The sequence below is a fragment of the Williamsia sp. Y844 genome (genome assembly GCF_056786475.1).
Window position 1 is genome coordinate 1,681,171 of record NZ_JBXCJB010000001.1, and the last position, 14,407, is coordinate 1,695,577.

Consider the following 14,407-nt stretch of genomic DNA (forward strand, 5'->3'; position numbering starts at 1 on the left):
GCGGACTCAAGCCACGGGTAACCCTGGAAGGACCGCCATGACCATTTCCCCGATCTCGCGCCGCGACCTCGATTTCCTCCTCTACGAGTGGCTCGACGTCACGGAACTGACGACGCGGGAAAGGTTCGCCGAGCACTCCAGGGAGACATTCGACGGAATGCTCGACCTGTGTGCCGATATCGCCGCCAAATGCTTTGCCCCGCATAACAAGAAGTCCGATCAGAACGAGCCGCACATCGGCCCTGACGGCAAAGTTGTCATGATCGACGAGGTCCGTGCCGCGCTCGCCGAGGTGGGCAAGGCCGGCATCATCGCCGCTCCGTTCAACGAGCAACTGGGCGGCATGCAACTGCCGACCATCATCACCCGCGCCGCCGGAGCCTGGCTTCAGGGCGCCAACGCCGCCACGTCGTCGTACGCCTTCCTCACGATGGCGAACGCCGGACTCTTGGTCGAATACGGCACGCCCGAGCAGATCGACACCTGGGTGCGCCCGATGCTCGAGGGTCGATTCTTCGGCACCATGTGCCTGTCAGAACCGCAGGCCGGATCGTCGCTTGCCGACATCACCACCAAGGCCCAGCCCGCAGACGACGGCAGCTACCGCATCACCGGTACCAAGATGTGGATCTCCGGTGGCGACCACGAACTGTCCGAGAACATCGTGCATCTGGTGCTCGCCAAACTTCCCGGTGGCAGCCCCGGGGTCAAGGGCATCTCCCTGTTCGTCGTGCCGAAGTATCTCGCCGACGGCACCCGCAACGATGTGGCGCTGGTGAGCCTCAACCACAAGATGGGCAATCGCGGCACCACCAATGCCCTGCTCAACTTCGGCGACGGCACCCACAGCCCGTCCGATCAGGCCGGCGCCGTCGGCTACCTCATCGGCGAGCCGCACCGAGGGCTCTCGTACATGTTCCACATGATGAACGAGGCCCGGATCGGCGTCGGATTCCTTGCCACCTCACTCGGTTACGCCGGATACCTGCAATCCGTCGAGTACGCCAAAGTCCGCACCCAGGGTCGCCCGGTCGCGTCCAAGGATCCGAGTTCGTCGCCGGTGCCGATCATCGAACACGCCGATGTCAAACGGATGCTTCTGGCCCAAAAGTCCTATGTCGAGGGCGCATTGGCGCTCGGCCTCTACTGTTCCAAGCTCGTCGACGAGCAGCGCACCGATCCCGATCCCGAATCGGCAGACCGCATCGAGTTGCTGCTCGACGTGCTGACACCCATCGCCAAGAGCTGGCCGTCGCAGTGGTGCCTGGAGGCCAACAGTCTGGCCATCCAGGTGCACGGCGGATACGGGTACACCAAGGAGTTCGACGTCGAACAGCTCTACCGCGACAACCGGCTCAATCCCATTCACGAAGGCGCACACGGCATCCACGGTATGGATCTCCTGGGCCGCAAGGTCGTCATGGGCGGCGGCACCGGCCTGGTGCTGCTGGCACAGACCATCACCGCCACGATCGATCGCGCCGGAGAGCGTGAGGCCGAACTCGCCGGCGCTCTGCGGACGGCGCTCGAGCGGCTCATCACCGTGACCACGCAGGTGTGGTCGGCGGGTGACCCCGAAGTCAGTCTCGCCAACGCCACTATCTACCTCGAGGCTGCCGGACATGTCGTCATCGCCTGGATGTGGCTGGAGCAACTCCTGGCCATCGGCGACCAGCAGGGAGCTTTCTACGACGGCAAACGCGCTGCTGCCCAGTACTTCTGCCGCTACGAACTACCGAAGACCAACCCGCAATTCGATCTGCTGGCAGCACTGGACCGCACCACCCTCGACACCGATCCCGGCTGGTTCTGACCGCACCCACGTGAATTCACACCGGCCACCTGAGGTTTCAGGTGGGCGGTGTGAATTCGGGTGGAGCTGTGGGCCGCAGCTTTGTTGTCACTGCAGCCCATTTGTTACAGCGCTTTGAGTTCCTCGATGATCAGGCCGACCGATTTCTTGGCGTCCCCGAACAACATCGACGTACCCGGCAGCGTGAACAGCGGGTTGTCGATACCGGCGTAACCCGATGCCATACCGCGTTTGAGGACGATCACCGAACGGGACTGATCGACGTTGAGGATCGGCATCCCGTGAATCGGCGAGCTCGGATCGTTGCGCGCCGCGGGGTTGGTCACGTCGTTGGCGCCGATGACCAAGGTGACATCGGTACGGGCGAACTCGCCGTTGATGTCGTCCATTTCCTTCATCGCGTCGTACTCGACACCAGCTTCGGCGAGAAGGACATTCATGTGTCCGGGCATACGACCGGCGACCGGGTGAATGGCGTACTTCACCTCGACGCCCTTCCCCTCCAGGATCGCCGCCATGTCCTTGACCGCGTGCTGAGCCTGCGCCACCGCGAGTCCGTAACCGGGGACCACGATCACCTGGTTGGCGTACGCCATCTGGATGGCCGCATCAGCGGCAGAGGTGGCCTTGACCGTGCCCTGCTCACCGGCCGGACCGGCAACACCGGCCGCTCCGCCGCCACCGAACGAACCGAACACGATGGCCGGGATCGACCGGTTCATCGCCGTGGCCATCAGGTTCGTCAAGATCGAACCCGACGCACCGACGATCATGCCTGCCACGATCATTGCCGTGTTGTTCAACGCCAGACCCGCTGCCGCAGCGGACAACCCGGTCATCGCGTTCAACAGCGAGATGACCACCGGCATATCGGCGCCGCCGATCGGCAACACCACGAACAGACCCATCACACCGGCAGCAACCAGCACCAGCACGATCCACCACTGCGAGCTACCCTCGCCCGGGCTGGCGTTGATGCCGATGAACACGCACGCCGCGAGCGCCACCAACAACAGGACGATGTTCGCAACCTGGAAGATCTGGGCGTTCTTGACGAATGCCTTCTCGACCTTCTTGTTCATCAACTCTTGCAACTTGAGGAAGGCGACCAACGAACCCCAGAACGACACCGAACCGATGATCGCCGCGAACAGCGATCCGATCACGATGTGAATGGTCGGTGATTCGCCATGCTTGAACTCGGAAAACCCTGCGGTCTCGATGAACTCGGCCCAAGCGATCAACGCGACCGTGCCGCCGCCGACACCGTTGAACAAAGCAACCAGCTGTGGCATCGCGGTCATCTTGGTGCGCTTGGCAGGCGGCACACCCAGGATCACACCGATCGCAAGACCGGCCACGATCAGAATCCAGTTGATGGCGTAGGTATCGCGGATCTCGATCAACGTCGCGATCACCGCCAACCCCATGCCGGCAGCAGCGATCCAGTTACCGCGGACCGCGGTCTTGGGCCCGGTCAGGCCCGACAAACCCAAAATGAACAGCGAAAACGCAACAATATAAAGAATATTGACCAGATTGTTCACTTCTGGACTCCCTCAGACGACCCGGCTGCATCTTTTTCGTTCAGCGGAGCCTTCTTGCTCTTGAACATTCCCAACATGCGGTCGGTGACCAAGAAGCCGCCCACCACATTCAGGGTTCCGAAGATCAACGCGATGAAAGCGATGATCCGCACACCCCACGGAGCATCATCGGGCAAGCGGCCCAACACGATCAGGGCACCGAGGACAACGACACCGTGAATGGCGTTGGTGCCGGACATCAATGGCGTGTGCAGGGTGTTGGGCACCTTGGAGATGACCGCGAAGCCAACAAACCCGGCCAGCACGAGAATCGCGATATTCGCGAGAAGTCCCGAATACATATCAGGCACCTGCCTTCTGTGTTTCGCGCGTGACACAGGCCGCGGCGAGGATTTCGTCGTCGAAATCGGGAATGATCTTGCCGTCCTCGCCGAGCATCAACTCGATCAGCGCAAGAATGTTTTTCGAATACAGCTCGGACGCGTGCTCGGGCATACCCGCCGGAAGATTGAGCGGTGAGCAGATCATCACGTCATGGCGGATCACCTCTTGGCCCGGTTCGGTCAACTCACAGTTGCCGCCGGTCTCACCGGCCAGGTCGATCACAACGCTGCCCGGCTTCATACCCTCCACCGCGCCGGCCGTCACCAGGCGCGGCGCCGGACGACCCGGCACCAACGCGGTCGTGATGACCACATCGAAACCCTTGATCGCGTTCTCCAGAGCCTGCTGTTGCTGTGCGCGTTCGTCATCGGTCAGCTCGCGGGCATATCCGCCTTCACCGGCCGCGTCGATCCCGAGATCGAGCCACTGCCCGCCAACAGACTTCACTTGCTCGGCAACCTCGGGACGCACGTCATAGCCGGTTGTCCGAGCACCCAACCGCTTTGCGGTCGCGAGCGCCTGCAACCCGGCCACACCCACACCGAGCACCAGTACCGTGGCCGGCTTCACCGTTCCGGCGGCGGTGGTCAACATCGGGAAGAACCGGGTCGAACGCTCAGCCGCCAAGATCACAGCCTTGTAGCCGGCGACGTTGGCCTGCGAGGACAACGCATCCATCGACTGCGCCCGCGAAATACGCGGAATCGCCTCGACAGCGAAGGCCTGCACACCCGCCGACTTCAACCCGCCGATCTGATTCTCGGCATTACGCGGATTCAGGAAACCGATCAACGACGAACCCGACGACAACCTGGCGATCTCGACATCAGTAGGCGGCGCAACCTTGACCACCACATCTGCCGACCACGGATCGCCGATCGAGGCACCGGCGGCCACATACAACGCGTCCGGGATCAACGCGCCCAGACCTGCGCCCGACTCCACGACCACCGATACACCCTTGCTCACCAAAGTGGCGGCAACCTTCGGAACCAGCGCGACCCGGCGTTCCCCCTCCGTCGTTTCGCGCACGACACCCACACTCATAGAAGCTCCCTTGTCATGGGGTTGGCGGTTCGTCGGTGACACCTTCGTCCGACGCCTGCCCACAAATGGCCGATGTGGCACACGACTCACGTGCGCCACATCACTGCGTTGGAACATAGCATGATCAAATGGGCAGGGGCAGTGTGTAACTGAACACAGTTCAGTTACACAACCGTGCCATTAAAGGCTCTTATCCGGTTGCCCAGTTATCCGCGAGTAACCGAGGTGGCGTGGTGTGTCCGGGTGCGCGACGTCGTCAGAAAGCGACAGCGACGACCGGGTCGCCTGTCGGCTGCGATGACCCACCCTCGGGTTCGACCGTGACACCGAACTCGTCCGACCCGGACACCCCGTCGACGGCAACGGCCTGACGGCCCGGTGACCCCTGCATCAGTCCGACAGACAAGGGCTCATGATCGTCCCCCATCAGCCACATCTGATACGTCTGGCCTGCGGGGACCGGGGGCAACCCATCGGCAAGGACAACCGCTTTGTTCTCGTCGCGCGAAGCCACGACGGTGACGCTCGCGCCATCGCCGATGTCGGCCTGCTTCATCTGCATGTCCGGCGCCGCCAGCACCTGACTGATCTGCTTGTCCAGGTCACCCTGCGCGACTGGTCCCTCGGCGTCCGGGGCAGTGACCCGGCCGACCATCACTCCGCCGATGATCAAAATCAGAGCCGCCGCGACCGCACCGACGGCGATACTCGCCCGACGACGGCGCGATGTGATGTCAACCACATTCGATCGTGACTCGGTGTCGGGCGCCTGTTTCGGCTCGCCGGACTCCGGTGCCGCCTCGCGCTGCGGCAACTCGGCCAGCAACAGTCCGCGGATCCGCGGTGGCGGCGCGGTGGCGTACTCGGCCGACAGCGAAGCCAGCGCCTCGTGGGTGCGGGTGATCTCCCCGCGGTACCGCTGCCGCTCGGCGAGCGGCGCTTCGGCGATCTCACGCTCGACGCGGGCGACCTCGTCCGCTTCCAGTGCCCCGAGGGCAAAGAGCTCGATGTGCTCGTCGAGCCAACTGTGCTCAGCCATGGGGGTTCGCCTCCAGACACTGCTTCAGGCGACGGAGGCCGTCGCGGATACGTGATTTGACGGTTGGGAGAGCTGCATCGAGCCGCTCTGCTACCTGCCGGTATGTCAGGCCCCCATAGTAGGACAGCTCAATACTCTGACGTTGCGTCGAAGTCAGGCTGCCCAGGCAGAACACGACGTCGTCACGTTCTTCACGGGACACGACGGACTCGGCCACGCTGTCGCTGGGCAGTTCCAGATTCGACACCGAGTAGTCGGTGGATCGCCTGCTGGCTGCTTCCTCGCTGCGAACGCGGTCGACTGCCCGCCGGTGCGCAATGGTCATCATCCAGCTCAGCGCAGAGCCGGATGCGGGATCGAACCCTTCGGCCTTCTGCCACACCTGCAGGTACACCTCCTGCAGCGTTTCTTCGGCATAACCACGATCTCGTAGAACTCGAAGGATCAACCCGAACACCCGGGCGCTCGTCGCGTCGTACAGGTCGGCAAAAGCCGCTCGATCGTGGCCGGCCGTCCGGATCAACAGATCGGCGAGGTCTACCCGCGCTTCGGGAATTCGGTCGGTCACATCCATGACAGTAGCGATAGTCATCAGAACACCTACTCAATCCGCAGCACTCGGTTGTGCCAACCGGTGGCGCCATCAGGTATCGGCGCAACCCGTTCCTCGGGTTGAACCTGTCCGGTCTTGTCGGTCGCGCGACAGTAGATGGTGTGTTGTCCCGCGGTGGCCTGCCAGGTCCAATACCACTGCCGCCAGGTGTCATCGGAATACTCCGTCGCCAGCGTCGCGGTGTTCCACGGACCGTCATCGACCCGGACCTCGACTTTGGCAACCCCGCGATGCTGCGCCCACGCGGTCCCGGCGATCACCACATCGCCCACCGGATGCCGCGACAATCCGGCAGGCCGGTCGATGCGCGAGGCGGTCTTTATCGGAGCCTTCTCACCCCAGTCACGCTTGGTCCAGTACGCCTGGGCCTTGTCGAACCTGGTGATCTCCCAGTCGACGACCCACTTGCATGCCGAGACGAAGCCGTACAGTCCGGGGATCACCTGCCGAACCGGGTATCCGTGTTCGAGCGGCAACGGCTCGCCGTTCATACCGATTGCCAGCATCGCGTCGCGGCCGTCCATCACCGCCTCGAGAGGTGTGCCCGACGTCCATCCGTCGACGCTCGTCGAAAACAACATGTCGGCGTCGTCGCGTACACCCGCCCGCTCCAGAATCGCCTTCATCGGATAGCCGACCCAGTCGGCCGTACCGGCCAGCTCGCCGCCGACTTCGTTGGAGACGCACGTCAGCGTCACGATCCGTTCGGTTGCCTGCATGTCCATCAGGTCATCCCAGGTGAGGGTGAACTCACGCTCGACCATCCCGTGCACCCGTAGTTGCCAATCGCCGGTGGTCAGCGCCGGGACCTGCAGGGCGGTGTCGATGCGATAGAAGTCGTTGTTGGCGGTGACAAATGGGGTCACGCCCTCGACCTCGACATTCGCACCTGCCGGAATCGGGGTGGCCGCACTGGCCGGCCGTGGGAGCTGCACGCGTTTGCGATCGGCGATGACGTCACCCATCGTCGAGATCTGCCTGCCGATGAAAGCGGCGGCTCCGGAGATCACCACGATCAGGCCGGCTGAGATCGCAAAACTCCTACGCGACAGGCCCTCCCGCGTCGGTGCGGGCTCATCGGACGCCACCGCGTTCACGTCATCCTGATCCGCGCGACCCTGCGCGATCTCACCCTGACGCGACCCGCTGAAGAGAAACCCCCGCAGGTAACGCAGCACCAGGACACCAACCACAATCGCAATCAGGGAGGGCAGCGCGTACCAGTTGTCCGAGGTGGGCCGGTGCATTGCCGCGATGACACCGAAGATTCCGAAGGCCGCGATCAACACCGAACCCACAGGGACAGAACGTCGTTCGACGATACCGGCCACCACCGACAGGAGTGCCACGGCAATCCCGATGCCCCACAACAACACCGGCTTGTCATTGGTTCCGAACGTCTCGATGGCGAACTCACGCATCGACGCGGGGGCGCGATCGACGAGGAACGATCCCACTGCGTAGAAGGGCGAGGCGTAGGAGGACACGAATGCTGCCGTCAACTCCCCGACAGCGAGTCCGGCACCTGCGGCCACCAGGCCGGCGAGCCCGTGGCGTGCCACCGCTGCTATGTGCAATTCCTCAGCCTCTCAGGAGTTTTCAATCTTCCTTTGTCGGGAGGTGATTCGTATCCATCGACGTTTCGGATGGCTGAGGGGCGGATCAGAAGTTTCCTTCATCCGCACCCATCCGCCCACCGAGCAGCTCCGAACCTGCCGTGACCGACAAATGATCGGCGCCACAGATGCCGCAGGTGGCCGGCGCCGCACATACATGACCGACGTTATGGATAAGGACAGCGAAGATGGCTCTCAAACGAATTCAGCGACTGGCAGTAACCGTGGCGAGCGTTGGCTTGGCAATCGGCCTCGTGGCAGGTTGTTCGGACGACAGTTCCGACTCCTCGTCGGACAGCGCCACGAACTCGGCGATGACCTCGGCACCGATGACCTCAGCGCCGATGACCAGCGAATCAGGTACTTCGGCAGAAGCCGCCACCCTGGTCGGCCCGGGCTGCGCGGCATACGCCGAAGCCAACCCGACCGGTGCAGGATCGGTTGACGGCATGGCCGCCGAACCGGTCGCCACCGCAGCCGCCAACAACCCGTTGCTCACCACCCTGACCGCAGCGGTCTCCGGTGGGCTCAACCCCGACGTCAACCTGGTGGACACCCTCAACAGTGGAGAGTTCACCGTCTTCGCACCCACCGATGACGCCTTCGCCAAGATCGATCCGGCGACCATCGAAACGCTCAAGACCGACAGCGACACCCTGACCAAGATCCTGACCTACCACGTCGTGCCCGGACAGTTGTCGCCCGATGAGGTCATCGGCGACCACGAGACCGTCGAAGGCCAAACGGTCACCGTGACCGGTCCCGTCGACACCCTCAAGGTCCAGGACGCCACTGTGGTCTGCGGCGGTGTGAAAACCGCCAACGCAACCGTCTACCTCATCGACACGGTGCTGATGCCCCCGGCCGCATAACCTGCGACCAGGCATTCACCAACTGAGGTAGATCAAGAACTCGGGCCGGGGCGGCTACACCCCCGACCGGCCGCTCCGGCCCGGGCCTTGCGTCTCCAATACATCAAGTTTCCACAGTTCGCCCGACAACTTCGCCCGCCGATACCACGAATTCCGATGTCCTCCCATATCGTGTTCGTTGTGACGGTAGGCCCGGTCCCTGGAGATCAGATCGAAACCGCTGCGGCGGAAACCGATCCTCCCCAGCGAGGAACTCTTGTCGAGTTCATGCGCAGGCCCCTGCCCATGCAGGTCCTGCGCTTTTCTGCGGTCGGGATCATGTGCACCACCGCATACGCCCTGATGTACCTCACGCTGCACGGGCTGGTCGGCGCGCAGGCCGCCAATTTCATCTCCATGCTTGTCGCGGCCGTCCTCAACACCGCCGCCAATCGCGCCTTCACGTTCCGGCTGCGGGGCTCTTCACAGCTGCTCACCCATCACATCCAGGGTGTGGCCGTCTTCGGCTTCGGCTGGGCGCTGACCGCGTTCTCGCTGTTCGTTCTGCACCAGATCTCAGAGCACCCGTCGAGCCAGCTCGAACTGGTCATCCTGATGACAGTGAATCTGATCGCGACCGGTGTCCGGTTCGTGACCTTCCGGCAGATGTTCGCTCGTGCGCTGCGGAAGCAGCTCGCCGCTGCCTCCGCCTGACGCCGCCCTTGGTACACACAAAAACGCTCCACGTGCAGCGAACTGCATGTGGAGCGTCTTCGTTTCTGTGGAGCGTTCAGCGGGATGCGGCGTGCCGACCGGCCCGACGGCCGAAGAACGATCCCTCACCCAGCTGAGTCCCGCTGGCGTAGCCCTTGCCGTCCTGCGCGAGGTTGGCGGCCCCGGCTCCGGCCGCGTAGAGACCGGGAATCGTCGCACCCGATTCGGTGAGCACCTCACCGTCGACCGAGGTTGCCAGGCCACCCATGGTGAACCCGGCATACATCGCCTTGCCAAGCGACATGTCGAACGCCGCCCACGGGCCCTGGTCCTGCGGCGCCAGCCACTCGGGACGTTTGCCGAAATCGGGATCTTCCCCGCGTGCGGCATATTCGTTGTACCGGGCCATCGATGTCTGCAGATTTCCTTCGGGGATCCCGAGCGCCGATTCCATCTCCGCGATGGTCTCCCACCCGTCGATGAACGGCACCAGCGGAAACTCCGGACGTTCCATGTGTGCCTCGTCGACGATGAGATAGGCCACCGCGTCCGGCTGCTCCATCACAAATGCCGACGTCCGCGAGTGATAGGAGTCCTCGCACACAAACCTTTGGCCGTCTTTGTTGACCGCGAGGCCCGTCAACAGGATCGACGGCGGGTAGACCGGGGCGGTCACAAACGGTTGATCCATGTGTTTGAGTCCGCCACCGACAGACGCCCCGAGCCGGATACCCAACCCGTCGTCGTAGGTGCTGCCCAGCGTGTAGGGCTTCTCGGACATCTGCGGGACGAACTCCGCGACCATCGACTCGTTCATCACGAAACCACCGGCCGCGATGATCACCGCCTTGGCCTTGATGAACCCCGTGGCCTGTAGACGCTTCCACCGCACTCCGACGACTTCACCGCTCTCGTCGACCACGAGGTTGCGGGCACCGGTCTCGTACCGGATCTCCGCGCCGATCTCGGCCAACCGTTTCACCAGCAGGTCCGTGACCATGCCCGCACCTCCCAGGTCGCCTTCGACCGGAACCTTGTGACCGCGCGGCGCCGGAACGGCCTGCTCGCAAAAGGGCCAGACCTTCTCGTTGCCGGTGTACATCAAGCCCTGGGTTCCGGGCTGGATCACGGCCTTCTCCGGGTAGTAGCTGCGCTCGAATTCGAAGCCGAGCGACTCGAGCCAGTCGAAGTGCTCGACACTTCCCTGGCAATAGGCGCGGATCTTGTCCGGTTCGGGTTCACGTGAAACAGCGAGCAGGTATTTCTCCATCTCTTCGGCCGAATCCTCGTGCCCGGTCGCCTTCTGCACCGCGGTGCCACCACCGAGATAGAAGTGTCCACCGGCCATCGCCGAGGTTCCGCCTGCAACGGCCGCGCGCTCGAGGACCAGCACCCGGGCTCCGGCGGTTGCCGCCTCGACCGCAGCACTGCCGCCGGAGACTCCGCATCCGACGACGAGCACGTCGACCTCATCGGACCACTCGTCAACCGTCGATACGGCCACCACCTCGGGCAATTCAGCCTTCATCAGCGCAATCCTCACTCTTCCCGCGGGCGACGCCGAGGTGAGCACCCCCGCGATTCGACCCTCCGACCTAAACTAGAACTCGTTCTACTTTAGGTCAATGAGGCGACTGGGGACACAGCTTCAGACGTGTTCGGAAATGAGCGCTGCGACCGTGTTCGGCTCCAGCGCCGAAAAGGTGTGCCGAACATCGCCTGGATAGTGGATGTAGTCGCCAGGCCCGAGTTCAACCGGTTCATCGATCAGACCGACCAGCGCTCGGCCGGACACGAGCACCACGTGCTCGACGACGCCTGACATGTGCGGGTCGGAATCGCGGGGTTCGCCCGGCTGCGCGGTGACGAGATAGAGATCCCTGCGGGCGTAGGTGGGACAGGCCGACAGCAGCGTCGCCACATAATCCGACCGCTCGGACGACAGGGCCGGGCCTTCGCCGGATCGGATCACCTGGACGCGCGGGGCCGGCGGCTGCACCAGCAGCGCAAACGGCACCTCGAGGGCGGTGCTCAGTGCCCACAGCGTTTCCACACTGGGGTTACCGTTACCCGCCTCCAGCTGCGACAGCGTCGACTTCGCGACACCCGCCCGTCGGGCGACCTCGGCCAGCGATAGTCCCGTCCGTTTGCGTTCGCGCTGCAGTGCGGTGGCGATGGCCTGCAGTGGTGCGCCGGTCATGTGGTTCTCCTCGAACTGTTCGGTATTACATACCAACGACTTCGTTCGACTGACACTACCGTTCGTTCGGGTTGACGAACACCCGCTCAAAGGTCCACTATAAAAGCCATGCGTTCGATATGGCGAACACTTGACCCTGCACTGGCCCGCGAGGTGGCACTCGTCTGTGCTGCGATCTCGTTGGTGGGGTTGTCCTTCGGCGCGATCACGGTCGGCAGCGGCTTCCCGATCTGGGTACCGATGCTGATGTCGGTGGTGGTGTTCGCGGGCGCCGCCCAGTTCGCCTTCGTGGCCATCATCGCCGCAGGCGGGACCATCTTCGCCGGGGTCGCCGCCGGACTCCTGACCAACGCGCGGCACATCCTGTTCGGATTCTCCCTCGGCGACGTATTCGGTAAGTCGATCGCCTCACGTCTGGTCGGCGCCCACCTCATGATCGACGAATCCGTGGCGTTCACCATCGCGCAACGTGACCCGGAGAGGCGACGAGCGGTCTATTGGGCCTGCGGCGCAGGCCTGTTCGTCTCCTGGAACCTCGGCGCTGTGTTGGGTGCGATTGGCGGCAGCATGCTCAGCGATACCAACGCTTTCGGGCTCGACGCCGCATTTCCCGCTGTGCTGCTGGCATTGATCCTGCCCAGCCTTCGGGACCACACCACACGTAAGGCAGCCTGCGTCGGCGCCGTCATCGCGGTGGCTGCATCGCCGTTCACCCCGGCCGGGACCCCAATCCTGTTGGCGCTCTCCGCAGTTGTCCTTGCGGTTCCGATCCGCCGACCGCAGCAGGCGGTGGCGAAATGAGCGTGAGCACACCCACGCTGCTTCTCGGGATCGCCGCACTGGCACTGGGCACCTTCGCGTTTCGCTTTGCCGGGCCCGTCCTGGCCGGACGATGGACCATACCCGAGCGATTCGAACAGCTCACCGCAATCGGTACCGTGGTCCTGCTGACCGCACTGGTCGCCACAGCCACATTCATCGAGGACCACGAGATATCCAGCCCGGCCCGAATTCTCGGAGTGGCCGTCGGCGGCGTACTGGCCTGGCGAAGGGTGCCATTTGTGGCTGTGGTGGTGGCTGCCGCCGGATCGACGGCGCTGCTGCGACTGCTCGGGATGTCCTGACCTTCGTCAGGCGCCCAGCCAATCCAAGATCTCCTTGGTCACCTTGTTCGTCGCATCCGAGTATTCGGGATGCTTCTTCAAGAATGCCGCAACCAGCGGGCACACACCGACGATCTTTTTACCTTGCGCGCGAGCATCATCGAGCGCTTCTTTGACCAGGATGGTCGCAAGCCCGCGGCCACCGAAGGCTTCTTTCACCTCGGTGTGATAGAAAACCCGTTGCGCCACACCGTGGTCATCGGTCCGGTCCGCGTAGGCCGCCAGACCGGCACGCTCTCCGCCGACCGTGACGATGTACCGATGTTCAGCCGGGTCGTCGGCCACCGTGACCGGTGCGCCGGTTTTGTCCGCGATTGCCCCACTGTTGTTGGTCATGACAGCTGAAACTGCCTGTGCTGCTCGAATATTCCAGCTCATCGCGACGGCTCCTGACGTGGTTTGATCCTCGCGTTGGGCAACGCAGGCGCAGGCAGGCGGATGACCGGTCCCTCATACCCGGCCACTTCACCGAATCGACCGGACTGCTGCTCCCACTGCTCCCGGTAGGTCACGATGTCTTCATGGCTGCGGCCGACGAAGTTCCACCACATCACCAGATCTTCGTTGAACGGCGTGCCACCGAGAAGTATCACCCGAGAAGGCTGGTCATCAGAGCTCTGCAACGTCAACTGGGTCTGCCCGGTTCCGATGTAAGCCATCTCCGTTCGCGCCACCTCGGCGCCGTCGACACTGACCGCGCCCTGATCGACGAGCACACCGTGTTCGAAGTCCGGATCGACCGGGATCGTCAGCATCGCACCGGTATCCAGGTCGATCTGAGCACCGAGCAGCGGACTGAACGTCTTCACCGGCGACGTACTGCCCATCAGCGTTCCGATGAACACATTGATCCGCCCGACGTCAACATACAGCGGTTCAGGCACGTAATGGTCAAACCCCCGGCCGGTATCCCGAGCGTCGGCAGGCAGCGCCACCCACAGCTGGACGCCATGGAGTTCGGTGGTTTCCGGCGTCGACACCTCCGAATGACAGATCCCGTGTCCGGCGGTCATCAAATTGACCTCACCCGGACGGACCATCGCGTGAATGCCGTGACTGTCACGGTGCTCGATCTCACCGGAGAACAACCAGCTGACGGTCTGTAGCCCGGTGTGTGGATGCGGTGGCACGTTCATGCCACCGGTGTCCTGCACGTTCGCCGGACCATAGTGGTCGGCAAAACACCACGCGCCGATGAGGGATCGAGCCCGTTGCGGGAGTGTCCGATGAACCAGCATCGCCCGTGGTCCACCCAACGGGACGTCACGCGAGGTCAGAATCTGCACATGGAGATCGGTTGACGGTGCTGATGCGCAGTCGATCTCCGGACCCTCGACAAGGTTGCTCATCAGCCACTTCTCCCGGTTCGCGTCATGATCCTGCAGGCATTTCCCAGTCCGAGCCACATCGAATATTCAAC

The 14,407-nt window shown here is 63.3% G+C and carries 15 protein-coding genes; 5 read left to right on the plus strand and 10 right to left on the minus strand.

The features are described from left to right. Positions 1–37: 37 nt before the first annotated feature. Positions 38–1,813 (plus strand): acyl-CoA dehydrogenase, encoded by a 1,776-nt coding sequence (locus AC1TQG_RS07425; protein ID WP_482136285.1) that lies wholly within the window; start codon positions 38–40, stop codon positions 1,811–1,813. A gap of 104 nt (positions 1,814–1,917) precedes the next feature. On the opposite strand, the gene AC1TQG_RS07430 is transcribed toward AC1TQG_RS07425, so the two are convergent. The 6 genes from AC1TQG_RS07430 to AC1TQG_RS07455 all read right to left on the minus strand — a co-directional run bounded on the left by AC1TQG_RS07430 (position 1,918) and on the right by AC1TQG_RS07455 (position 8,005). Next, entirely contained in the window at positions 1,918–3,360 is a 1,443-nt protein-coding gene (locus AC1TQG_RS07430; RefSeq protein ID WP_482136286.1) for an NAD(P)(+) transhydrogenase (Re/Si-specific) subunit beta, read from the minus strand. Further along, positions 3,357–3,701 carry an NAD(P) transhydrogenase subunit alpha part 2 gene (locus AC1TQG_RS07435; protein WP_482136287.1) on the minus strand — a complete coding sequence of 115 codons (345 nt, stop codon included), beginning with the start codon at positions 3,699–3,701 and terminating at the stop codon, positions 3,357–3,359. Before AC1TQG_RS07435 ends, AC1TQG_RS07430 begins: the two co-directional genes overlap by 4 nt. A 1-nt stretch (position 3,702) precedes the next feature. Further along, the gene (locus AC1TQG_RS07440; RefSeq protein WP_482136288.1) at positions 3,703–4,791 is read right to left on the minus strand and encodes a Re/Si-specific NAD(P)(+) transhydrogenase subunit alpha; all 1,089 of its coding nucleotides are present in this window, start codon (positions 4,789–4,791) and stop codon (positions 3,703–3,705) included. Between the two features lie 256 nt (positions 4,792–5,047). Next, positions 5,048–5,830 carry an anti-sigma factor gene (locus tag AC1TQG_RS07445; RefSeq protein WP_482136289.1) on the minus strand — a complete coding sequence of 261 codons (783 nt, stop codon included), beginning with the start codon at positions 5,828–5,830 and terminating at the stop codon, positions 5,048–5,050. Next, positions 5,823–6,404 (minus strand): ECF RNA polymerase sigma factor SigK, encoded by a 582-nt coding sequence (gene sigK / locus AC1TQG_RS07450; protein ID WP_482137284.1) that lies wholly within the window; start codon positions 6,402–6,404, stop codon positions 5,823–5,825. Before sigK ends, AC1TQG_RS07445 begins: the two co-directional genes overlap by 8 nt. Positions 6,405–6,430: 26 nt before the next feature. After that, complete coding sequence (locus AC1TQG_RS07455; RefSeq protein ID WP_482136290.1) at positions 6,431–8,005, minus strand: molybdopterin-dependent oxidoreductase; 1,575 nt, start codon at positions 8,003–8,005, stop codon at positions 6,431–6,433. Between the two features lie 242 nt (positions 8,006–8,247). Here AC1TQG_RS07455 and AC1TQG_RS07460 point away from each other — a divergent pair, with 242 nt between their 5' ends. Together AC1TQG_RS07460 and AC1TQG_RS07465 are read left to right on the plus strand one after the other, a co-directional pair. Continuing rightward, the gene (locus AC1TQG_RS07460; protein ID WP_482136291.1) at positions 8,248–8,931 is read left to right on the plus strand and encodes a fasciclin domain-containing protein; all 684 of its coding nucleotides are present in this window, start codon (positions 8,248–8,250) and stop codon (positions 8,929–8,931) included. 180 nt (positions 8,932–9,111) lie between these two features. After that, on the plus strand, positions 9,112–9,624 hold the full coding sequence (locus AC1TQG_RS07465) for a GtrA family protein (RefSeq protein WP_482136292.1): 513 nt from the start codon (positions 9,112–9,114) through the stop codon (positions 9,622–9,624). A gap of 76 nt (positions 9,625–9,700) precedes the next feature. On the opposite strand, the gene AC1TQG_RS07470 is transcribed toward AC1TQG_RS07465, so the two are convergent. After that, the gene (locus tag AC1TQG_RS07470; protein WP_482136293.1) at positions 9,701–11,152 is read right to left on the minus strand and encodes an FAD-binding protein; all 1,452 of its coding nucleotides are present in this window, start codon (positions 11,150–11,152) and stop codon (positions 9,701–9,703) included. 120 nt (positions 11,153–11,272) lie between these two features. Beyond that, positions 11,273–11,824: a helix-turn-helix domain-containing protein gene (locus AC1TQG_RS07475; RefSeq protein WP_482136294.1), complete on the minus strand. Its 552-nt coding sequence runs from the start codon at positions 11,822–11,824 to the stop codon at positions 11,273–11,275. A gap of 108 nt (positions 11,825–11,932) precedes the next feature. Here AC1TQG_RS07475 and AC1TQG_RS07480 point away from each other — a divergent pair, with 108 nt between their 5' ends. Beyond that, positions 11,933–12,625 (plus strand): AzlC family ABC transporter permease, encoded by a 693-nt coding sequence (locus tag AC1TQG_RS07480; protein ID WP_482136295.1) that lies wholly within the window; start codon positions 11,933–11,935, stop codon positions 12,623–12,625. Then, positions 12,622–12,948 carry an AzlD domain-containing protein gene (locus AC1TQG_RS07485; protein ID WP_482136296.1) on the plus strand — a complete coding sequence of 109 codons (327 nt, stop codon included), beginning with the start codon at positions 12,622–12,624 and terminating at the stop codon, positions 12,946–12,948. Before AC1TQG_RS07480 ends, AC1TQG_RS07485 begins: the two co-directional genes overlap by 4 nt. A 6-nt stretch (positions 12,949–12,954) precedes the next feature. Here the strand turns inward: AC1TQG_RS07485 and AC1TQG_RS07490 are convergent, their stop codons facing one another. Together AC1TQG_RS07490 and AC1TQG_RS07495 are read right to left on the minus strand one after the other, a co-directional pair. Further along, positions 12,955–13,323, minus strand: a complete 369-nt coding sequence (locus tag AC1TQG_RS07490) for a GNAT family N-acetyltransferase (RefSeq protein ID WP_482136297.1) — start codon at positions 13,321–13,323, stop codon at positions 12,955–12,957. 38 nt (positions 13,324–13,361) lie between these two features. Next, positions 13,362–14,336 (minus strand): pirin family protein, encoded by a 975-nt coding sequence (locus AC1TQG_RS07495; RefSeq protein ID WP_482136298.1) that lies wholly within the window; start codon positions 14,334–14,336, stop codon positions 13,362–13,364. Positions 14,337–14,407 lie beyond the last annotated feature (71 nt).

Coding starts and splice junctions, on each gene's coding strand:
- AC1TQG_RS07425 (WP_482136285.1), top strand. CDS start 38: ATGACCATTTCCCCGATCTCGCGCCGCGACCTCGATTTCCTCCTCTAC.
- AC1TQG_RS07435 (WP_482136287.1), bottom strand. CDS start 3,701: ATGTATTCGGGACTTCTCGCGAATATCGCGATTCTCGTGCTGGCCGGG.
- AC1TQG_RS07440 (WP_482136288.1), bottom strand. CDS start 4,791: ATGAGTGTGGGTGTCGTGCGCGAAACGACGGAGGGGGAACGCCGGGTC.
- AC1TQG_RS07445 (WP_482136289.1), bottom strand. CDS start 5,830: ATGGCTGAGCACAGTTGGCTCGACGAGCACATCGAGCTCTTTGCCCTC.
- sigK (WP_482137284.1), bottom strand. CDS start 6,404: ATGGATGTGACCGACCGAATTCCCGAAGCGCGGGTAGACCTCGCCGAT.
- AC1TQG_RS07460 (WP_482136291.1), top strand. CDS start 8,248: ATGGCTCTCAAACGAATTCAGCGACTGGCAGTAACCGTGGCGAGCGTT.
- AC1TQG_RS07470 (WP_482136293.1), bottom strand. CDS start 11,152: ATGAAGGCTGAATTGCCCGAGGTGGTGGCCGTATCGACGGTTGACGAG.
- AC1TQG_RS07475 (WP_482136294.1), bottom strand. CDS start 11,824: ATGACCGGCGCACCACTGCAGGCCATCGCCACCGCACTGCAGCGCGAA.
- AC1TQG_RS07480 (WP_482136295.1), top strand. CDS start 11,933: ATGCGTTCGATATGGCGAACACTTGACCCTGCACTGGCCCGCGAGGTG.
- AC1TQG_RS07485 (WP_482136296.1), top strand. CDS start 12,622: ATGAGCGTGAGCACACCCACGCTGCTTCTCGGGATCGCCGCACTGGCA.
- AC1TQG_RS07490 (WP_482136297.1), bottom strand. CDS start 13,323: ATGACCAACAACAGTGGGGCAATCGCGGACAAAACCGGCGCACCGGTC.
- AC1TQG_RS07495 (WP_482136298.1), bottom strand. CDS start 14,336: ATGAGCAACCTTGTCGAGGGTCCGGAGATCGACTGCGCATCAGCACCG.